Annotated in this window: 20 protein-coding genes, 1 tRNA gene and 1 other RNA gene; 16 read left to right on the top strand and 6 right to left on the bottom strand. The window is 70.2% G+C overall.

Features of this window, described 5'->3' with window-relative positions; all coding sequences use genetic code 11:
• Nucleotides 1-259: 259 nt before the first annotated feature.
• Together CUT39_RS19065 and CUT39_RS19070 are read right to left on the bottom strand one after the other, a co-directional pair.
• Nucleotides 260-332 (bottom strand) — tRNA-Glu (locus tag CUT39_RS19065).
• Between the two features lie 209 nt (nt 333-541).
• Nucleotides 542-1,177 carry a hypothetical protein gene (locus CUT39_RS19070; protein WP_157930842.1) on the bottom strand — a complete coding sequence of 212 codons (636 nt, stop codon included), beginning with the start codon at nt 1,175-1,177 and terminating at the stop codon, nt 542-544.
• Nucleotides 1,178-1,448: 271 nt separating this feature from the next.
• Here CUT39_RS19070 and eno point away from each other — a divergent pair, with 271 nt between their 5' ends.
• The 5 genes from eno to CUT39_RS19095 all read left to right on the top strand — a co-directional run bounded on the left by eno (nt 1,449) and on the right by CUT39_RS19095 (nt 5,361).
• Nucleotides 1,449-2,735 carry a phosphopyruvate hydratase gene (gene eno, locus CUT39_RS19075; protein ID WP_100449048.1) on the top strand — a complete coding sequence of 429 codons (1,287 nt, stop codon included), beginning with the start codon at nt 1,449-1,451 and terminating at the stop codon, nt 2,733-2,735.
• Nucleotides 2,736-2,813: 78 nt separating this feature from the next.
• Nucleotides 2,814-3,341: an FtsB family cell division protein gene (locus CUT39_RS19080; protein ID WP_100449049.1), complete on the top strand. Its 528-nt coding sequence runs from the start codon at nt 2,814-2,816 to the stop codon at nt 3,339-3,341.
• Nucleotides 3,342-3,373: 32 nt separating this feature from the next.
• Complete coding sequence (locus CUT39_RS19085; RefSeq protein ID WP_198587281.1) at nt 3,374-3,871, top strand: DUF501 domain-containing protein; 498 nt, start codon at nt 3,374-3,376, stop codon at nt 3,869-3,871.
• Entirely contained in the window at nt 3,868-4,806 is a 939-nt protein-coding gene (locus CUT39_RS19090) for a Ppx/GppA phosphatase family protein (protein WP_198587296.1), read from the top strand. Before CUT39_RS19085 ends, CUT39_RS19090 begins: the two co-directional genes overlap by 4 nt.
• A gap of 60 nt (nt 4,807-4,866) precedes the next feature.
• Nucleotides 4,867-5,361, top strand: coding sequence for a hypothetical protein (locus CUT39_RS19095; RefSeq protein WP_100449051.1), 495 nt, complete (start codon nt 4,867-4,869; stop codon nt 5,359-5,361).
• Here CUT39_RS19095 and CUT39_RS19100 read toward each other — a convergent pair.
• Both CUT39_RS19100 and CUT39_RS19105 read right to left on the bottom strand, forming a co-directional pair.
• Nucleotides 5,331-5,990, bottom strand: coding sequence for a hypothetical protein (locus CUT39_RS19100; protein ID WP_100449052.1), 660 nt, complete (start codon nt 5,988-5,990; stop codon nt 5,331-5,333). The two genes, CUT39_RS19095 and CUT39_RS19100, sit on opposite strands and share 31 nt — an antisense overlap.
• 40 nt (nt 5,991-6,030) lie before the next feature.
• Nucleotides 6,031-6,840, bottom strand: coding sequence for a PP2C family protein-serine/threonine phosphatase (locus CUT39_RS19105; protein WP_100449053.1), 810 nt, complete (start codon nt 6,838-6,840; stop codon nt 6,031-6,033).
• 314 nt (nt 6,841-7,154) lie between these two features.
• Between CUT39_RS19105 and CUT39_RS19110 the strand changes: the two genes are divergently transcribed.
• The 11 genes from CUT39_RS19110 to CUT39_RS19160 all read left to right on the top strand — a co-directional run bounded on the left by CUT39_RS19110 (nt 7,155) and on the right by CUT39_RS19160 (nt 17,629).
• Nucleotides 7,155-8,450: a protein kinase domain-containing protein gene (locus CUT39_RS19110; protein ID WP_100449054.1), complete on the top strand. Its 1,296-nt coding sequence runs from the start codon at nt 7,155-7,157 to the stop codon at nt 8,448-8,450.
• 252 nt (nt 8,451-8,702) lie between these two features.
• On the top strand, nt 8,703-9,212 hold the full coding sequence (locus CUT39_RS19115; protein WP_100449055.1) for a PadR family transcriptional regulator: 510 nt from the start codon (nt 8,703-8,705) through the stop codon (nt 9,210-9,212).
• Between the two features lie 122 nt (nt 9,213-9,334).
• Nucleotides 9,335-10,447 (top strand): peptide chain release factor 2, encoded by a 1,113-nt coding sequence (gene prfB, locus CUT39_RS19120; RefSeq protein WP_100449056.1) that lies wholly within the window; start codon nt 9,335-9,337, stop codon nt 10,445-10,447.
• A 200-nt stretch (nt 10,448-10,647) separates the two neighbouring features.
• Nucleotides 10,648-11,328 carry a cell division ATP-binding protein FtsE gene (gene ftsE / locus CUT39_RS19125; protein WP_100449057.1) on the top strand — a complete coding sequence of 227 codons (681 nt, stop codon included), beginning with the start codon at nt 10,648-10,650 and terminating at the stop codon, nt 11,326-11,328.
• Nucleotides 11,329-11,351: 23 nt separating this feature from the next.
• A complete protein-coding gene (gene ftsX, locus CUT39_RS19130) occupies nt 11,352-12,227 on the top strand; it encodes a permease-like cell division protein FtsX (RefSeq protein WP_100449058.1) in 876 nt (291 codons plus the stop codon).
• Between the two features lie 70 nt (nt 12,228-12,297).
• Complete coding sequence (locus CUT39_RS19135) at nt 12,298-13,536, top strand: M23 family metallopeptidase (protein WP_100449059.1); 1,239 nt, start codon at nt 12,298-12,300, stop codon at nt 13,534-13,536.
• Between the two features lie 58 nt (nt 13,537-13,594).
• Nucleotides 13,595-14,098 carry an SsrA-binding protein SmpB gene (smpB, locus tag CUT39_RS19140; RefSeq protein ID WP_100449060.1) on the top strand — a complete coding sequence of 168 codons (504 nt, stop codon included), beginning with the start codon at nt 13,595-13,597 and terminating at the stop codon, nt 14,096-14,098.
• 82 nt (nt 14,099-14,180) lie between these two features.
• Nucleotides 14,181-14,552: a transfer-messenger RNA gene (gene ssrA / locus CUT39_RS19145) on the top strand.
• A 180-nt stretch (nt 14,553-14,732) separates the two neighbouring features.
• The gene (locus tag CUT39_RS19150; protein ID WP_100449061.1) at nt 14,733-15,572 is read left to right on the top strand and encodes an aldo/keto reductase; all 840 of its coding nucleotides are present in this window, start codon (nt 14,733-14,735) and stop codon (nt 15,570-15,572) included.
• Between the two features lie 231 nt (nt 15,573-15,803).
• A complete protein-coding gene (locus tag CUT39_RS19155; protein ID WP_100449062.1) occupies nt 15,804-17,078 on the top strand; it encodes an extracellular catalytic domain type 1 short-chain-length polyhydroxyalkanoate depolymerase in 1,275 nt (424 codons plus the stop codon).
• A 107-nt stretch (nt 17,079-17,185) separates the two neighbouring features.
• Nucleotides 17,186-17,629, top strand: a complete 444-nt coding sequence (locus tag CUT39_RS19160) for a DUF2269 family protein (RefSeq protein ID WP_100449063.1) — start codon at nt 17,186-17,188, stop codon at nt 17,627-17,629.
• Nucleotides 17,630-17,632: 3 nt separating this feature from the next.
• Here CUT39_RS19160 and CUT39_RS19165 read toward each other — a convergent pair whose 3' ends face one another.
• Both CUT39_RS19165 and mca read right to left on the bottom strand, forming a co-directional pair.
• Nucleotides 17,633-18,217, bottom strand: coding sequence for a YqgE/AlgH family protein (locus tag CUT39_RS19165; RefSeq protein WP_100449064.1), 585 nt, complete (start codon nt 18,215-18,217; stop codon nt 17,633-17,635).
• A 175-nt stretch (nt 18,218-18,392) separates the two neighbouring features.
• The gene (mca, locus tag CUT39_RS19170) at nt 18,393-19,241 is read right to left on the bottom strand and encodes a mycothiol conjugate amidase Mca (protein ID WP_100449148.1); all 849 of its coding nucleotides are present in this window, start codon (nt 19,239-19,241) and stop codon (nt 18,393-18,395) included.
• Between the last annotated feature and the right edge of the window lie 13 nt (nt 19,242-19,254).

Consider the following 19,254-nt stretch of genomic DNA (forward strand, 5'->3'; position numbering starts at 1 on the left):
GGCCAGTTCGTGTCGGGGCGCTTGTGGGGCAAGGTTCGACTCACCATGGCCGCCGGCCTGACTCGCCGTGACGGCGCTGGTCCTCGCCAGCCTGGTACGGAGGGTGTCCACCGAACCGACCGTCCTTCCGCCGCCGAGATCCGGCGGGAACGGACGGGGGCGGGGAGGCGAGGAATCCCGCCTTCTCAGTGCCCTCATGTGCCCCTGAGAGCGTCGTAGCCCCGACCACGGCCGAGGCTACGAACTGCGAATTTACCTGTACTCCCGAGCGGATTCGAACCGCCGTTTCCGCCTTGAGAGGGCGGCGTCCTAGGCCCCTAGACGACGGGAGCGCGACCTGTGCTTCCGCACCCTGCGGCGCGGCGACGTCGACAAGCTTACCCGACCGATTCGCAAAGTCGCGAGCGGGATCGGGCATGTGACGCGGCATACGCGAAGGCGGGCCGGGCCGGCGCTGCCGCCCTCGATCGGGCGAACCCCCGTGCGCCGGGCCCGGCCCGCCGAGCGACTCTAACCCGCCTCGCGTCCCGGCACGGCGGGTTCAGCCGCCGCTGTGCTCGCCGCGGCCCGCCAGGTCGTCCAGCCAGGCGCCGTCGACGCCGTCGTGGTAGTCGACGAGTTTGGCGGTGTAGGAGACGTCGCCGACCTCGGCGGTCACGCGCGCAATCACACCGACGGTGGTCACGCACACCTGGTAGGCGCCGACCGGCGAGCTCGCGGCGCCGGAGACGTCCACGCAGTCGGCCAGCTCACCGGCCAGGGTCGTGTCCGACAGCTCGGTCGAGGCCGAGGAGTCCTCGGAGACCGCGCTGAGCCAGTCCGCGACCTCCTGGTTCGAAGGCAGCACACCCGCGAGCTCGACGGTCAGCCACGACGAGAGCGACCCGTCGTCGCCTCCCTCCCAGAACTCGGGCCGATCGTCGACCACGACCACCGCCTCCTCCGCTTCCGGGTCGACCGCCACGGTCACCGACCGGCCGGTGGCCTCCACCAGGTACTCGGCCGTGTAGGAGTGGTCCTCGCCGTCGGCGAGGCGTTCGCTCAACTCCACCAGGGCGGCCCGGTCCTCGGCGACCGTCTCGACCTCGTCTCCGCCGTCGTCGGCGCATCCGGCCAGGGCGAGCAGGGCCGCCGCGCCGAGGGCGGCGCAGCCGCCTCCGGGGTTCTGCATGGGCATGGGGCTCCATTTCCCGATGAGCTAGGCGACGCGCGGCTCGCAGGCTTCGCCGCGGCGGGCGTCCGGCGGCGCCGTGGTTCCTCCGGCGCCTACGGGCGCACCTAGCACAGGTGTCTCATCTGAGGTAGGCCTCCACCATATAGCGCGCCGTCGAATCGGCGAGGCGTACGCTAAGGAGCTGTGGCCGGCGCAGTGTCGGGTCGGCCGAAATCCTCGAGATACGGCCGCGACATCGGGCCGTACGTCAGATTCGGCTATTTCAGGAGTGACAGTGGCTGCAATTGAAGACATCCGGGCACGGGAGATCCTCGACTCGCGGGGCAACCCCACCGTCGAGGTGGAGGTCCGGCTCGACGACGACACCACCCAGCGCGCCGCCGTTCCCTCGGGCGCCTCGACCGGTGCCTTCGAGGCCCTCGAACTGCGTGACAAGGACACCGGACGCTACCTCGGCAAAGGCGTCGAGAAGGCCGTCGGCAACATCAACGGCCGCGCCCGCGAGACCCTGATCGGGCTCGAGGCCTCCGAGCAGCGCCGGATCGACCAGGCCCTGCTCGACGTCGACGGCACCCCGGACAAGTCCGGCCTCGGCGCCAACGCCGTCCTCGGCGTCTCCCTCGCGGTCGCCAAGGCCGCCGCCGAATCCGCCGAGCTGCCCCTCTACCGCTACGTCGGCGGCCCGAACGCGCACCTGCTGCCGGTGCCGTGCCTGAACATCCTCAACGGCGGCTCCCACGCGGACTCCAACGTCGACATCCAGGAGTTCATGATCGCCCCCATCGGCGCCCCCACCTTCAAGGAGGCCCTCCGCTGGGGCGCCGAGACCTACCACGCGCTCAAGGCAGTCCTCAAGGAGAAGGGCCTCAACACCGGCCTCGGCGACGAAGGCGGCTTCGCCCCCAACCTCGGCTCCAACCGCGAGGCCCTCGACCTCATCGGCACCGCCGTGCGGAAGGCCGGCTACGAGCTCGGCACCGACATCGCCTTCGCCATCGACGCGGCCGCCACCGAGTTCTACAACGAGGGCGCCTACGTCTTCGAGGGCGAGAAGCGCACCGCCGAGCAGATGAGCGCCTACTACGCCGAGCTCCTCAGCGCCTACCCGATCGTGTCCATGGAAGATCCGCTCGCCGAGGAGGACTGGGCCGGCTGGGCCACCCTCACCGCGAACGTCGGCGACCGGGTCCAGATCGTCGGCGACGACCTGTTCGTCACCAACCCCGAGCGCCTGCGCCGCGGCATCGAGGAGCGCGCCGCCAACGGCCTGCTGGTCAAGGTCAACCAGATCGGCTCGCTCACCGAGACCGCCGACGCGGTCGACATGGCCCACCGCGCCGGCTTCGGCTGCATGATGAGCCACCGCTCCGGCGAGACCGAGGACACCACCATCGCCGACCTCGCGGTCGCCACGGGCACCGGCCAGATCAAGACCGGCGCCCCGGCCCGCAGCGAACGCGTCGCCAAGTACAACCAGCTCCTCCGCATCGAGGAGAGCCTCGGCGACGCCGCCCGCTACGCCGGCGCGGGGGCGTTCCCCAAGTTCACCGCGGAGAAGTGAGGACGGCCGAAGTCCACTCAGGCTCCCGCGCTCGGGCGCGGGAGCCTGATCCGCCTCCCCATCCACTAGGCTGAGCGCGTGAGCGCCAGCCGACGACCCAACCGCCCCGGAGGACGATCGACCGGGCCCGGCCGCACCCGCGCCGCCCGTCGGCCCGCCCCCGGCACCCCGGCCCGACCCAGGGTCAAGCGGGTCCGGGTCCGCGCCCGCACCAAGCTCTCCCGCCGCGCGGCCGTCATCGCCCTGGTGCTCTCGGCGCTCGCGCTCGCCTACGCCTACCCCCTGCGCACCTACGTCGAGCAGCGCATCGAGATCAACCGCCTCGAAGCCGCCCAGGAAGACCAGCGCGAACGCCTCGAGGACCTCGAGGCCGAGCGGATCATGTGGGACGACCCCGAATACGTCAAGGCCCAGATCCGCTCCAGCCTGCTGCTGGTCGAGCCCGGCAAGGAGCTGGTCATCGTTTTCGACGAGGAGGACCCCTCCCGTCAGACCGGCGAGGACGACGAGGCCGAGACCGACCTGCCCTGGTACGACGACCTGACGGCTACCTTTGAAGACGCCGACCAGCTCGAACCAGTCGAAACCGAGGAAACAGAGGATTGAAACCCGAATCGTGGCCCCAAACACCTGAGCCGGTGGGAGAGGCCGACGCCGAAGCCGTCTCCGCCCAGATCGGGCGCCCGATCCGCGGAGCCCGGGCCGTGGCGTGGCGCTGCCCGTGCGGCCGGCCCGCCGTCATCGAGACCGAGCCCCGCCTGCCCGACGGCACGCCGTTCCCCACCACCTACTACCTCACCTGCCCCCGGGCCTGCTCGGCCGTCGGACGGCTCGAAGGCGGCGGGGCGATGAGGGAGATGAACGAGCGCCTGGAGGAAGACGAGGAGCTCGCCACCGACTACCGGCTCTCGCACCACGACTACCTCGGCCGACGGGCCCGGCTCGGCGACGTGCCCGAGATCGACGGGATCTCCGCCGGCGGCATGCCCGACCGCGTCAAATGCCTGCACGCCCTCGCCGGGCACGCGCTCGCGGCCGGCCCGGGCGTCAACCCGTTCGGCGACGAGACCATCGACCGCCTCCCCGAGTGGTGGCGGCACGGCAACTGCGCGACCGACCAGGAGGCCGACCGGTGAACGCCGAGACCGCCGAGCCCCGCCGCGTGGCCGGCATCGACTGCGGCACCAACTCGATCCGTCTGCTCATCGCCGACGTCGACGCGACCGGCCGCCTGCACGACGTGGTGCGCCGCATGGAGGTCGTCCGGCTGGGCGAGGGCGTCGACGACACCGGCCGTCTCTCGGAGGCCGCGCTCGAGCGCACGCGCGCCGCGCTGGCCGACTACACCGACCAGATCACCGAGCACGGCGCCGAGGCGGTGCGCATGGTCGCGACCTCGGCGAGCCGCGACGCGGCGAACGCCGGCGACTTCACCGCGATGGTGGAGTCGGTCCTGGGCGCGAGCCCGGAGGTGATATCCGGGGACGAGGAGGCCCGGCTGTCGTTCACCGGCGCGGTGGCGACCCTGCCGGAGCTGGAGGGCCAGCGGCTGCTGGTCGACATCGGCGGCGGCTCGACCGAGTTCGTGCGCGGGGTCGACTCCGAGGTCCTCGACGCCGTCTCGACCGACGTCGGCTGCGTGCGGATGACCGAGCGCCACCTGCGTTCCGACCCGCCGGCTCCCGGGGAGGTCGAGGCGGCCGTGGCCGACATCCGGTCGTTCGTGGACCGGGGTCTGGCGGCGGCCGATCCGGATCGGGAGGCCGAGGAGCTGGTGGCGGTGGCGGGCACGGCCACCACGATCGCCGGCATCGGGCTCGACCTGCCCGCCTACGACGCCGACGCGATCGACGGGACCCGCCTGGACTACGAGCAGGTGGTCAATGTCACCGCGAAGCTGGTGGCGGCCGACCACGCCGAGCGCCTGGCGATCCCGGTGATGCATCCGGGCCGCGCCGACGTGATCGTCGGCGGCGCGCTGGTGCTGCGGACCATCATGGAGGACGGCGGACTGAACTCGGTGCTCGTCAGCGAACACGACATCCTGGACGGCATCACGCTGTCGGCTTGAGTGGCAAGGGGTTCCTAGGGTCGCGAGCGTTCACGACGACCGCACGTCAAGGAGGACACGTTGCGACACTCCCTGCGCCTCACCGCCGCGGCGGGCGCCTGCGCGCTCGCCTTCGGCCTGGCCGCATGCTCCGGGGACGACGAGCCGGCCGACCCGGACGAGCCCACCGCGACCACCGAGGCCGCCGACACCGGAACGACCGAAGCCACTGAGGACGCCACCGCAGAGGCCACCGAGTCGGCCGAACCCGAGAGCGACCCCCGCCTGGAGGCGTTCGAAGGGGAGTGGGACGAGGACGTCGAGAAGCTGGGGAGCTCGCTCAGCATCGACGCCGACGGCAACGTCGTCATGATGGGCGAAGGCGGCCCCTTCGAGGGCACCATCGTGCTCGGCGACGCCGAGGCCCACCGGCTCGAGCTCACCTCGACCGCAGGCGGCGCCTCGCCGACCACGCTCGACTGGGAACTGGAGTACGACCCCGCGGCCGATGCGATCAACGTCGTCGACACCAGGGACGACGGGGTCTACGAGCGGGTCTTCGTGCGCGCCTTGTAGGACGCGGCCCGCCACAGTTCGGCGGCGATCCACAGCGCGCTCACGGTGACCAGCGCCCCCCAAGCGATCCTGGCCGGATGCGGCAGGAAGAAGTGCGGCAGGTAGAGGGCCATCGCGGTCGCCATCGGCACGGCGCTCCAGCGGCGCACGGCACCCGAGCGCCACACCGCGACCGCGGCCAGGACCGCGGCGGCCGCGACGAGCGCCAGGCCGGTACCGAACACGGCCAGCGCGGTGGGGTCCATGCGGAAGGCCGCGGCGACCTCGGTCAGCGACGCGTCGCGGTCGGCCACGGCTCGTTCGCCGATCGCCTTGAGGCCGTATACCTCGGCGCCGTAGTAGGAGATGGTCAGTCCCGAGCCGATGTAGCCGAGGACCGCCGCCGCCGTCGCCGTACGCTCCTGCCGCGTCCCTTCGAGGAGCCCGCGGAGGGATCCCCAGGCCAGCGGGATGAGGATGAGCCCGGCGATGGCGGCGAGATGGCCGACCGACCAGCCGGGCGAGGCCCAGGACTCCGCGCCCTCGAGGGTGGTCTGGTCGGCCCGCGGGGAGACGGCTTCGTAGACGGTGAAGAGGACGCCGGCGACGGCCATGCCGGCGGCGCCGGCGCGGGTGGGGTGGGTGTTCACGATCGCTCCTTCAGGGGGTCGGCTCTGGTGAGGGGCCGGGTCAGTTCCGCAGCGCCAGGCCCAGGGCGATCGCGGCCACGACGAGTACGGCGGCCGCCGTCGCCGCCATCCACGGCCACCGCTTGAACCTCCGGTGCTCGGTCACGTCGCCGACGACCACGGACACGTTGTCGGGACCGCCGTTCTCCAGGGCCAGCCGCACGAGCTCGTCGGCCGCCGCCTGCGGCGCGGTGAAGTCCCGCAGCGCCGACTCGATGGCCGCGTCGTCGACCACGTCGCTGAGCCCGTCCGAGCAGAGCATGTACCGGTCGCCGATCTCGGCCGGCCGCGTCTCGAAGTGCGCCGGCGCCGGATTGGCCTGGAGGACCCGGGTGACCACCGACTTGTAGGGGTGGTCCAGTGCCTCGTCGGGGCTGATGGCGCCCTCGTCGACCAGGTGCTGGACGTACGAGTCGTCGACGGTGACCTGCACGAAGTCCTCGCCGCGGAGCTGGTAGGCGCGGGAATCGCCGATGTGGACGATGTCGACCGAGTCGTCGCCGAGCCACAGCCCGGTCAGCGTCGTGGCCATGCCCTCGGACTCGGGGTTCTCCTCGACCGCGGCGCGGATCCTGGCGCGGGCCGATTCCACCACCTCGCCGAGCTCGGCCTCGGGCTCCACCGGGGGCCGGCGAGCCAGCCGAGTCACCTCGGCGATGGTCACCCCGCTGGCCACTTCCCCGGCCGCCGCGCCGCCGACGCCGTCGGCCACCGCGAGCAGGCGCCGCGACGCGAGGTGGGAGTCCTCGTTCAGGTCGCGCACCTTGCCCACGTCGGTGGCGGCGCCGTAGCGCCAGCGTAGTTCGGTCACAAGCGATCACCACTGAGGTCGCACCGGGTTCCGGCATCCTGTTTGAAGCATGGCCGTTCGAGGGACATGGGCGCAAGTGTAGTGGTTGGCCAACCACGAGAGGCGAGCGTGGATTTCGGCCCGCCACCGCCGTTTGCGCGGTTTCGGCCCCGCCGGACCGCTCGCTGCGGCTCCGCGATCGGTGTATCCCGGGATCGTGCCACGCTCGGCTCCGCTGCCTGACCTGCCTCGATACCGCATTTACATTGGGATGGACAGGGCCGCGCCGGCCCGTGAGGAGCCGCCATGAACGTCCGCACCCGGAGTGAACGCCGATGAACACCCTGGCCGACCGCTTCGTCCTCGAGAGCGAGATCGCCCGCGGGGCCGTGGGCGTGGTGTGGCGCGGTACGGACCGCGTCACCGGCCGGTCGGTCGCCGTCAAGTTCCTCCGCGAGGAGCTGCGCGGCGATCCGGCCGTCGTCGAGAGTTTCTTCGCCGAGGCCGAAGTCCTGGGCGCCATCGATCACCCCGGGGTGGTCGAGGTGCGGGACTTCGTCCACACTGACTCGGTGCTGGCCGTCGTGCTCGAACTCATCGACGGTCTCGACCTGCGCGAACACCTCCGGATCCACGGTCCGCTCCCGGCGGCCGAGGCCGCCGCGCGCTGCGCCTCGGCCGCCGAGACCCTCGCCGCGGTCCACCGCGCGGGCTTCCTCCACGGCGACGTCAAGCCCGGCAACCTCATGCTCGACGGCGACGACGGCGCCAAGTTCATCGACTTCGGCATCGCCCGCGCCGCCGAGTCCACCTCGCTGCCCTCGCACGGCACCCCCGAATACACCGCGCCAGAGGTCGCCTCCGGCGCCTCGGCGTGCCCCGGGATCGACAACTACGCCCTCGGCCTGGTGCTGTACGAGGCCCTCACCGGCCGCAGCGCCTACCGCGGCGGGTCCATAACCGACGTGCTCGACCGGCATCTGACCCGGATCCCGGTCAAGCCCGCGGCCGTGGACCCCGAGCTGTGGGCGGTGGTCGAGACCCTCCTCTCGCTCGACCCGGAGCGGCGCGGCGACCTCGACCGGATCGCCGCCGAACTGCGCCGCCTGGCCCCGGGCCTGGCCGACCGGGCCACCGCCCCGATCGAGCCGGAGCTGCGCGACCGCCACGAGGCCTCGGCGGTCGCCCACTCACCGGTCACCCCGCCGGCTCCCGGGCCGCGCGCCGAAGACGTCCGCGAGCGCGCCCGGCCCGGACGCCGGCACCTGCTGCCGGTCGGCGCCGGGGCGCTCGGCCTGGCCGCCGCCGTCGCCTTCGTGTTCTTCGCCCTGCCCGGCGGCGGGAGCGGTGAGGGCGAGAACGTGGCCGATCCGCCGACCGCCGAGGCCTCCGAGTCGCCGGACGAACCGGACAAGCCGACCGCGGAGGCCTCCGAAGAGCCCGACGGCGGTCCCTCCGAGACCGACGGTCCGGAAGGCCCCGGGACGGATAGTGGCACTCCCGGGGCCGAAACGGATGATTTGTCTGATTCGGAGGGCGGTGGGAACGCGCCCGACGAGTCCAATGAGGGCGCCCCAGTCGACCAGATGCCCGGTTCCGACGTCATCGGTTCGCCACTGCCGGGCAACTGAATGCGATGGCGACAGTCGATAATGCTCCGTAATCGACGAGCGACACTGGGTCTTGCGAAACTATGGGGCGATCGGGATCACACCTCTGGAATTCTCTGAACAGGTGTTGGATCCATGCCGCGTCTTGTAGCCCTTTCAGAAGCCTTGCAACGAATCCGATACGGGCCCTACTGCGATGTATAGGTGACGACCAGTCGACACATTGGAGTCGTCCACTTGTCAGGACAGTCTCCACATGGCATCCTATCCGTCATGGCAGGAAAAGAACTGAACGCAACCTCGGCGGCATTGCTGGGCTTGCTACACGAAGGTCCAATGACCGGCGGCCAACTCATGGCGGAGGCTACTCGACGCCTCGGTCCGTACTGGACCATGACGCGCTCGCAGGTCTATCGCGAACTCCCGGCTCTCGCCGAAGCGGGTCTGGTCCGCGTCGGCAAGCCCGGGCCGCGCGCTTCGGTGCCGTACACGATCAGCGCCAACGGCAAGCGCGCCTTCACCCGCTGGCTGAACGAGCCGGCCCGCATCGGGCAGCTCCGCGACCCGGTGGCACTGCGAACGGCGTTCATCGACTACATGGCGGCCGACACCGCCGACGACATGTACGCCGACGCCACCGAGCAGCACCAGGAGGCCATGGCCGAGGCTCGTGCCGCGGCCAAGGACTACGCCAGCGAGGACCCGGGGGCCGCGGCCGCGATGGAATTCGCGGTCGGCTACCACCGGTCGTCCCTCAACTGGATCAAGAAGCGCGTCTCCTAGCTTCAAGCACTGGGGGCCGTGCGCCGCACTTTCCGAGACGATCGCGAAACGGGACGCGTGCCACACATCGGTTCGGCGTCCCGTTTCGTATGAGCACGAATACAGGCGTATCCTGATCCGTTGTGACCAGTGTCGATGTTTCCGCCGATCTCCGTGACCTGAAGGCGACGCTAGCGAGCGTCGAAGCCGTGCTCGACCTGCCGGCAATGCGGCGGGAGAGGGACGAGCTCGAGGCCGCCGCCGCCGACCCCGGCCTGTGGGACGACGCCGAGCAGGCCCAGAAGACCACCTCGCGTCTCTCCTACGTCCAGGCCGAGCTCAACAAGCTCGCTCACCTGCACGAGCGCCTGGACGATGTCGAAGTCATGTTCGAGCTGTCCGAGTCCGAGGGCGACGCGTCGGCCCGAACCGAGTCCCTCTCCGAGCTCGAGGCGATCCGCAAGTCCGTCGACGAGCTCGAGGTCCGCACCCTGCTGTCGGGCGAGTACGACGAGCGCAACGCGGTCGTGTCGGTCCGCTCCGGCGCCGGCGGGGCCGACGCCTGCGACTTCGCCGAGCAGCTCATGCGCATGTACCTGCGCTGGGCCGAGGCCCACGACTTCGCCACCCAGGTGTACGACATCTCATACGCCGAGGAGGCCGGCATCCGCTCGGCCACGTTCGCGGTCAACGGGCCGTACGCCTACGGCACCCTCTCGGTCGAGCAGGGCACCCACCGGGTCGTCCGCATCAGCAAATACGACAACCAGGGCCGCCGCCAGACCGGCTTCGCGGCCGTGGAGGTCGTGCCCGCCCTGGAGCAGACCGACGAGATCGACGTCCCCGACGAGGAGATCCGCGTCGACGTCTACCGGTCCTCCGGGCCGGGCGGGCAGTCGGTCAACACCACCGACTCGGCGGTGCGCATCACCCACGTCCCGACCGGCGTCATCGTCACCTGCCAGAACGAGAAGAGCCAGCTCCAGAACAAGGCCACCGCCATGAAGCTGCTCAAGGCCAAGCTGCTCCAGCGCAAGCGCGACGAGGAGAACGCCAAGCTCGACGAACTCCGCGGCTCGGCCACCGCCTCCTGGGGCGACCAGATGCGGTCCTACGTGCAGCACCCGTACCAGATGGTCAAGGACCTGCGCACCGGACACGAGACCGGTGACGTCCAGGGCGTCTACGACGGCAACATCGACGCCTTCCTGGAAGCCGGCATCCGCTGGCGCCGGAGCGGGGAGAAGGCGGCCTAGCGCCGGCCTCCGCACGAGGCGTCCGGCCCTCACCGGAACTCCGGTTGGACCGCCTGACCGCCCCGGCTTCGGCTGTTCGGGTGAAATCGCGTCGTGACCCGCGCACGGGCGGGACAAATGGGCTGTAAGTGCCACGGTATGCCACGCATGTACTGGAGCCGCTCGAGCGGGCGGGGCCCCAGGCGGCTAGACTCCGGCTCGTGATTCAGCTCGAGGGCGTAACCAAGCACTACCCCCGGTCGAACCGTCCGTCGGTGGAGGACATCAACGTCTACATCGACAAAGGGGAGTTCGTCTTCTTCATCGGTCCGACCGGCGCGGGGAAGTCCACGATCATCAAGCTGCTGCTGCGCGAGGAGGTGCCCGACAAGGGCAAGATCCGCGTCGCCGAGAAGGACGTGGCGAAGCTGCGACGCTGGAAGGTCCCCGCCTACCGGCGCACGATCGGCTGCGTCTTCCAGGACTTCCGGCTGCTGCCGAACCGCACCGCCGCCGAGAACGTCGCCTTCGCGCTGGAGGTCATCGGCAAGCCGCGGTCGGTGGCCCGCCGGGTCGTGCCCGAGGTGCTCGAGCTGGTGGGTCTCGGCGGCAAGGAGCACCGCTATCCGCACGAGCTCTCCGGCGGCGAGCAGCAGCGCGTGGCCGTGGCGCGCGCCTTCGTCAACCGACCGCTCATGCTGCTGGCCGACGAGCCCACCGGTAACCTCGACCCGGACACGTCCATCGAGATCATGCGGCTCCTCGACCGCATCAGCCGGACCGGTACGACCATCGTCATGGTCACGCACGACTCCAACATCGTGAACCAGATGCGCCGTCGGGTCATCGAGATCGAGAACGGCCAGATCGTCCGCGACCAGGCTCGCGGCGTCTACGGCTAAGCGGAAGGCGGAGAACAGAGCACATGCGCGCGAAATACGTGATGTCCGAGGTCTTCCTCGGACTGTGGCGCAACATCTCCATGACGGTCGCCATGATCATCACCATGGCGGTGTCGCTGACCATGCTGGGTGCGGCCCTGCTCCTCTACAACCAGGTCGACGTGATCGAGGAGTACTACCAGACCAACCTCGAGGTCGTCATCTACCTGGACCGCGACGTCTCCGAGGAGATGACCACGCAGATCGACTCCGAGCTGAAGTCGCATCCGCTGGTCGAGCAGGTCCAGTTCGAGTCGCAGGACCAGGCCTGGGAGAGGTTCCAGGAGACGTTCGAGGAGTCGCCCGACCTGGTCGCCTCGGTCGACGCCGAGGTGCTTCCGCCGGCGTTCCGCATCAAGATGAAGGACATCGACGACGCCGAGGAGCTGATCGGCGAGTTCGCCGACCGCGAGGGCGTCTACCAGGCCACGAACCAGAAGGAGATCCTCCAGCAGGTCTTCGACATCCTCGGCGGGGCCCAGCGGCTCACCCTCATCATCGCCCTCGTCCAGGGTGTGGCGGCGCTGATGCTGGTCGCCAACACCATCCAGGTCGCCGCCTACTCGCGGCGCCGCGAGGTCGCGATCATGAAGCTCGTCGGCGCTCCCAACTGGTTCGTGCAGGCCCCGTTCGTCATGGAGGCGGTCTTCGCCGGCGTCATCGGCGCGCTGTTCGCCTTCGGCACCCTGGTGGCGGCCAAGATCTTCGTCATCGACGGCCAGTTCCAGAACCTGTTCAGCCTCATGCCGCCGGTCGAATGGAACTCGGTGCTGCTCCTGCTGCCGATCCTCGCGGCCATCGCGGCGGTCATCTCCGCCGTTACCGCCTGGATCACGCTCCGGTTCAACATCCGGGTCTAACTCACCCGAACGGCGTATAAAAGCGCGAAATACCCGAATCTCTGTCGCCGATCGACTAGATTCGGGTGCCATGAAGCGGATCGGCGTGCTGCTCGCGGCCCTGCTCCTGGCGGGGACCGCGGGCGGCCCCGCCTCCGGGCAGCCCTCCCAGGACGAGCTCGACGAGGTGGAACGCGAGAAGGCCCGCATGGCTTCGCTGCTGGAGGACGCGACCGAAGAGGTCCGCGAGGCCGGTCAGGTGCTGGCCGAGACCGAGGCGCTGCTCCCCGGCGCCGAGGACGCCGTCGACCGGGCCGAGGGCCGCGTCGCCGCCGCCGAGGTCGAGGCCGCGCAGGCCCAGCGCGAGGCCGAGGCCGCCCGAGAGGCGCTCGAAGAGGCCCAGGAGGCGTACGACGAGGCCGCCGAGGTGGTCGAGGAGGCCCGCGAGGCCCGGGCGTCGACCTTCACCGCCACCTACCGCGGCGCCGAGCTGCTCACCGTGGACGCCATCCTCGCCTCCGACGACACCTCGCAGGCCCTCGACCGGATGACCTACCTCGAGTTCATGATGGAGGGCAGGAACACCGCGGTCGAGGACGTCACCCTCAAAAGGCGAGAGGCCTCCAACGCCGAGAACACCGCCGCGGCCGCCGAAGCCGAGGCAGCCGAGGCCGAAGCCGCGGCCGAGGAGGCGCTGGCCGAGGCCGAGACCCGCTACGCCGAGGCCGAGGCCGCCCGCGCGGAGGTCGAAGGGCTCATCGCCGAACAGAGCGAGGCGCTCGCCGTCGCCGAGTCCGCCGAATCCGAGGTCGCCGCCCAGTACGAGGAACTGGAGGAGCAGTCGGAGGAGCTGGCCGCCGAGCTCCGCGCGGCGGGCTCGTCCTCCGGTGGCTCCTCCGGAGGGCCGTCGGGCGGCGGTTCGAGCTCGGGGTCCGGCTTCGCCCAGCCGGTCGACGGCTGGAAGTCCTCCGACTTCGGCTGGCGGACCCACCCGATCTACGGCACCTCGCGCTTCCACGGCGGGACCGACTTCGCCGCCGGCCACGGGGCCGCGATCTACGCCGCCGACTCCGGGACGGTGGTCTATTCGGGCTGGAACGGCGGGTACGGGATGCTCACCTGCGTCGGCCACGGCGGCGGCACGTCGACCTGCTACGCCCACCAGTCGAGCATCTACGTGGCGACCGGGGAGCGGGTGGGCCGCGGCCAGCGGATCGGCGCGGTCGGCTCGACCGGGTCCTCCACCGGCGCCCACCTGCACTTCGAGGTCCGGATCAACGGCGAGCGGGTCGATCCGCTCGGCTATCTGCCCTCCTGCCTGTGCCGGTGAGAGCACCCGGAGCCGAATCAGCGTCGACATACGCGCGTTCGATCACTAATATTGCCGCGTGTCCAAGAAGAAGAAGTCGAAGGCCGAGCACTCCGGCCCCGAGCGCACGGTCGTGACCACCAACCGCAAGGCCAGGTACGACTACGACATCCTGGACACCTACGAGGCGGGCCTGGTGCTGTCCGGGACCGAGGTCAAGGCGCTGCGCCAGGGCCGGGGCAACATAGTCGACGCCTACGCCGAGGTCTACAACGGCGAGGCCCGGGTCCACAACCTCCACATCCCGGAGTACGACTACGGGACGTGGACGAACCACCCGCCCCGCCGCATCAGGAAGCTCCTGCTGCACCGCCGCGAGATCGACAAGCTCGGCGGCAAGCTCGGCGAGGCGGGCCTCACCCTGGTGCCGCTGTCGGTGTACTTCCAGAACGGCTGGGCGAAGATGGAGCTGGGGCTGGCCCGGGGCCGCAAGGCCTACGACAAGCGCCAGGCCATCGCCAAGCGCGAGGCCGATCGCGAGATCCGGCGGGCGCTGGGCCGGGCCGCCAAGCGCGGCGGCTAGCGGGAATATCCGGTGTCCGCGGCCCGTTGGACTGGGCTAGAATCATCGCATACAACTGAACAGAGGTTTCCCACCTCGACCCGGGGCTGATCGGTTTCGACTCCGTGTGTTGATGTGAGGGAAGCGGGCCGAGGAAGCCAACGCTGTCTCGTTAACCAACGTTGGAAACCAATAAGTGCCAACGCAAAGCGCACTGACTTCTCCCTCGCTGCCTAAGCGACGGTGAAGTTGCCGCACCGGAAGCGCGTCCGTTCCGGACCCGCGGCATCAGCTAGGACGCTGGGTCGACGACTTGGCCGCTGGGTCGTCGCACGACATCTTCGGCGGCTAGAGCCCGTCTCACCGACTCGTCCGCGTGATCGGTGGGGCTCGATAAAAGGCACAGCGGACTGCGCCCGGAGAAGTCTCACAGAAGCAGCGGAGGACCAGGGTTCGATTCCCTGCAGCTCCACTGATTCGGACATAACGCGTGTGAGCGGCCATCGCAGGATGGCCGCTCACACGCGTTCCGGGGCGAATCCGGCCGGGGCCGCTCCCCGAAACCCGGTGATCTGAGGCACTACGGCCCCGCGGCCGGGGGAGGTCGTAGGAAGATGGTGGTCGGTACACCGATTCCGACCAGACGGGTTCCGCCATGGCACCGACGACCGCACCCACCGTCACCCTGCTCCACGGCGCGGCGATGCCGCGGATCGGCCTCGGCACCTGGCCGATGGACGACGCCGAGGCCGAACGCGTGGTGGCCGACGCCTTCCAGGACGGCTACCGCCTGGTCGACACCGCCGAGAACTACGGCAACGAGCGCGGCGTCGGCCGCGGGGTCAAGGCCTCCGGCATCCCGCGCGACGAGGTCTTCGTGACCACCAAGTTCAACAAGCGCTGGCACGGTGTCGAAGCGGCCGCCGAGGCATGCGAGCGCAGCCTCGACCGGCTCGGCCTCGACTACGTCGACCTGCTGCTCATCCACTGGCCGAATCCCGACCAGGACCGCTACGTCGAGGCGTTCCAGGGGCTGATCCGGCTGCTGGAGCAGGGCGCGGTGAAGGCGATCGGCACCTCGAACTTCAAGCCCGCCCACCTCGACCGCGTCATCGCCGAGGCCGGGCGGGCCCCCGACGTCAACCAGATCCAGCTCAGCCCGCTCACCACGCGCGATGCGGCCCGCGATTACCACGCCGAGCACGGCATCGTCACCCAGTCGTGGTCCCCGATCGGCGGCCAGGGCGCCGACGTCCTGCGCCGTCCGGTGGTCGAGGCGCTCGCCGAGCGCTACGGGCGGACTCCGGCCCAGATCGTGCTGCGCTGGCACCTCGAACTCGGTCTGACCGCCGTGCCCAAATCCAGCCGTCCCGAGCGGTTCCGCCGGAACCTCGAGGTGTTCGACTTCTCGCTGTCGGCCGAGGACGTGGCGTCGCTGTCCGAGCTCGACGAGGGGGAGGCCTCCGCGGCCGACTCCGACAAGTTCGGTCACTGACCTCACTGGAGGCCCGTTCCCGGTCACGCTGCGCGAGAACGGAATATGGGAGCGCTTGCCTATAGATATCAATCGATATAAACTATGGGGACCCTCACGCGGCTTCCACCGAAAGCCCGAGCCTGAGTGGTCCCCGATCGGCGACGCCGCGGGCGCGGCACCCCCTCGCCCCGCCCTCGAACCCCCGGCGCCGCCGGCGGACCCGCCCCTGACCGAGATGAGGAAAAACCCATGTCATCCACGATCAGATTGCGGCGCACCGCTGTCGCAGCAGTGACGGCCCTGCTGGTCGTCGCCGCCGCACTCGTCGCCGTCCTCCAGTCGAAACCGGCCGAAGCCGCGGAGCTGACCCGGGTCGGCGACTTCGGCGACAACCCCGGCGACCTCGAGATGTACCTCTACGTCCCCGACAACGTCGCGCCCGAACCCGGCCTCCTGGTCGCGGTGCACTACTGCACCGGCACCGGCCCGGCCTTCCACGACGGAACCCGGTACGCCGAACTCTCCGAACAGTACGGATACATCGTCGTCTACCCGTCGGTCACCCGCAGCAGCCAGTGCTTCGACGTCGCCTCCCCCGAATCGCTGTCCGGCACCGGCGGCGACTCCGTCAGCATCAAGTCGATGGTCGACCACGTCCTGGCCGAATACGGTGCCGACCCCGACCGCGTCTACGCCACCGGCGTCTCCTCCGGCGCGATGATGACCAATGTCCTGCTCGGGGTCTACCCCGCCGTCTTCGCGGCCGGATCGGCCTACGCCGGCGTCCCCTACACCTGCTTCGCCACCGGAGGCGGCTCGGAGTGGAACTCCGAATGCGCCGACGGCGAGGTCGACCGCACCCCGCAGCAGTGGGGCGACGAGGTCCGCGACGCCAACCCCGGCTACAACGGCCCCTGGCCGCGCATGCAGACCTGGCACGGCACCGAGGACGAGACGCTCGCGTACCCCAACTTCAACGAGCAGATCGAGCAGTGGACCGACGTCCACGGCACCGACCAGAACCCCGACCGGACCGACGCCCCGCAGTCGAACTGGACCCGCACCCGCTACGGCGGCACCGGCGGACAGGCCCCGGTCGAGGCGATCAGCATGCAGGGCACGCCCCACAACCTCCCGGTCCAGGAGACCGAAACGCTGCGGTTCCTCGGACTCGACACCGAACCGCCCGACGAGGCGACCACCACCCCGCCCCGGACCACCGGCCCGCCGCCCGGCGGCGGCTGCTCGGCGGTGATCGAGGTGGTCAACGACTGGGGTTCGGGCTGGCAGGCCGACGTGTCGGTCACCGGGCCCGCCGACGGGTGGACGCTGGGCTGGACCTGGCCGGGAGACCAGGGCATCAGCAGCTCCTGGAACGCCCGGATCAGCGAATCCGAAGCGTCGGTGACCGCCTCCGATGTCGGCTGGAACGGCACCATCGCCTCCGGCCGGACCCGGCAGGTGTTCGGCTTCATCGGCAGTGGCCCGGCGACCGAACCCGCGGTCACCTGCACCGCCGCTTAGGGACCCCGACGGCCCGCGGTGCCGGTGGCCGCACCGATCTCCGGCCACCGGCACCGCACTCCCGCGTTTCCAAGATGGAACGCCGATTCAGTTCGTAGTATCACTACATGCACACGCTGCTGGTGGTCCTGCACGTCCTGGTAGTCGTCGCGGTCGTCGGCCCGGCGATGCTGACGCCGTGGCTCGGCGAACGCGCGCTCCGGGCCCGCGACGGGGCGGCGGTGCACGCCGCCGGGCGCCGCACCATGCTGTTCAACGCGCTCACCCTGCTCGCCGCCGTGCTCGGCATCCTGGTGACGTCCACAAGCGATGACTACGCCTTCTCCGACCCGTGGCTGATCATCGCCTCGACCCTCTACGTCATAGCCGTGGTCAACGGCGCGGCCCTGATCCCGAGCACGCTCGCGCGGATCGGCAAGGACCTCCAGGACGCGGACGGGGTGCTCGACGGCGAGGTGCTGGAGCAGCATCGGGGCCGGCTGCTCGCGCTGGCGGGGCTGAACCTGGTCTTCTACTCGGTGGTCATCATCCTGATGGCCTGGCGCCCTTGAGGATCAATTGAGGCTGGGGTCGGACGGGTACTGAGCGACGGCCGCGAGCAGCCCGCCCTGGCGCCGCCACACCATCGACCACAGGTCTTCGGGGTTCTCCGAGAAGGGATCGGTCGGGAGTGCGTCGAAGACCATCCAGGCCCCCGCATCTATTTCGGACTCCAACTGCCCGGGGACCCAGCCGGCGTATCCGGCGAAGACCCGCATGCCCTCCAGCAGGTCGCCGACCTCCTCGGGGTCGCGCGACAGGTCGAGGGTGCCGAGCCGGCCCAGCACCGGCCGGAACGCGTCCGACGCGGGGGCTTCGGCCTTGCTCCAGCCCAGCGCGATGGCGGCCTCCGGCTGCACCGGACCGCCTTCGAACAGTACGGCGGGGTCGCCCGCCAGCCCGCCCCAGTCGCCGAGGACGTCGGCCACCGGCATCTCGGTGGCGCGGTTGAGGACCACCCCCAGCACCCCGTCGGATTCGTGTCCGACTCCGATGACGACGGTCCGGTCGAAATTGGGGTCTTGCAGCGTTGGCGTGGCGACGAGGAGACTTCCGACGAACGATCTGGTTCGCGCCGGTGAAGTTTCGCGACTGACCATGGCTCCACCTCCGTTCTGCGGCCGCTGCCGAGACTCGCGCGAGGCCCAATTGGCACGGTATCTCGCGGCAGCGTGCTTGCAACAACGTTCCCGCACTTTCCGAGGAAATACACCGTGGTGTCAGGAGCCCGACAGTTTATCCCTAACGGATCGTGCGGCAAGGAGATACGCAGAGTCAGCGGAGTCCCGCGAACAGGTCGTCTTCGGGCAGGGTCGAAGGCACGTGGGAATCGACCAGTTCGTAGTCCTCGGTCGGCCACGCCCGCTGCTGGATCTCGCCGGGCACCGCGAACCAGAACCCCTCGGGGTCGACCTGGGTGGCGTGCGCCTTGAGCGCCGCGTCGCGGACCGGGAAGTACTCGGCGCACTCGACGCGCGTGGTGACCCGCTCGCTCTTGTCGCGGGCCCAGTCGCCGTCGAGCCAGGCGCCGTACGGCGACTCGAGGCCGGCCTCGAGCAGGGCGTAGTGCATCGCCTCGATGCGGGCCTTGCCGAACGAGTGGCCGTAGTACAGCTTGAGTGGCTGCCAGGCCTCGCCGCGGTCGGGGTAGCGGTCGGGGTCGCCGGCGGCGCCGAAGGCCTCGATCGAGACTTCGTGGCACTTGACGTGGTCGGGGTGCGGGTAGCCGCCCTCCTCGTCGTAGGTGGTGACCACGTGCGGGCGGTAGGAGCGCATGATCTCGACCAGCGGCGCGGCGGCCTTCTCGGTCGGGACCAGATAGAAGGCGTCCTCGGGCAGCGGGATGTCCGAGCCGGGCAGCCAGCCGTCGGGGAGCCCGGAGTCGACGAAGCCGAGCCAGTGCTGCTCGACGCCGAGGATCTCGCGGGCCCGCGCCATCTCCTCGTTCCGGATCCGCGGGAGGTCCGCCTGCACCTCGGGGCGGTCCATCTTGGGGTTGAGGACGTCCCCGCGCTCACCGCCGGTGCAGGTGACCACCAGGACTTCTATTCCTTCTCGGGAGTAGCGGGCCATCGTGGCGGCGCCTTTGCTCGATTCGTCGTCGGGGTGGGCGTGCACGCACATCAGGCGCAGGCTG

It is taken from the genome of Glycomyces xiaoerkulensis (genome assembly GCF_002798405.1).
Taxonomy (GTDB): Bacteria; Actinomycetota; Actinomycetes; order Mycobacteriales; family Micromonosporaceae; genus Glycomyces; species Glycomyces xiaoerkulensis.

Bases quoted from the DNA above. Each gene is read 5' to 3' on its own strand.
- CUT39_RS19070 (WP_157930842.1), bottom strand. From the start codon at position 1,177: ATGCCCATGCAGAACCCCGGAGGCGGCTGCGCCGCCCTCGGCGCGGCG.
- CUT39_RS19110 (WP_100449054.1), top strand. From the start codon at position 7,155: ATGAACACCCTGGCCGACCGCTTCGTCCTCGAGAGCGAGATCGCCCGC.
- CUT39_RS19115 (WP_100449055.1), top strand. From the start codon at position 8,703: ATGGCAGGAAAAGAACTGAACGCAACCTCGGCGGCATTGCTGGGCTTG.
- ftsX (WP_100449058.1), top strand. From the start codon at position 11,352: ATGCGCGCGAAATACGTGATGTCCGAGGTCTTCCTCGGACTGTGGCGC.
- CUT39_RS19135 (WP_100449059.1), top strand. From the start codon at position 12,298: ATGAAGCGGATCGGCGTGCTGCTCGCGGCCCTGCTCCTGGCGGGGACC.
- CUT39_RS19150 (WP_100449061.1), top strand. From the start codon at position 14,733: ATGGCACCGACGACCGCACCCACCGTCACCCTGCTCCACGGCGCGGCG.
- CUT39_RS19155 (WP_100449062.1), top strand. From the start codon at position 15,804: ATGTCATCCACGATCAGATTGCGGCGCACCGCTGTCGCAGCAGTGACG.
- CUT39_RS19160 (WP_100449063.1), top strand. From the start codon at position 17,186: ATGCACACGCTGCTGGTGGTCCTGCACGTCCTGGTAGTCGTCGCGGTC.
- CUT39_RS19165 (WP_100449064.1), bottom strand. From the start codon at position 18,217: ATGGTCAGTCGCGAAACTTCACCGGCGCGAACCAGATCGTTCGTCGGA.
- mca (WP_100449148.1), bottom strand. From the start codon at position 19,241: ATGTGCGTGCACGCCCACCCCGACGACGAATCGAGCAAAGGCGCCGCC.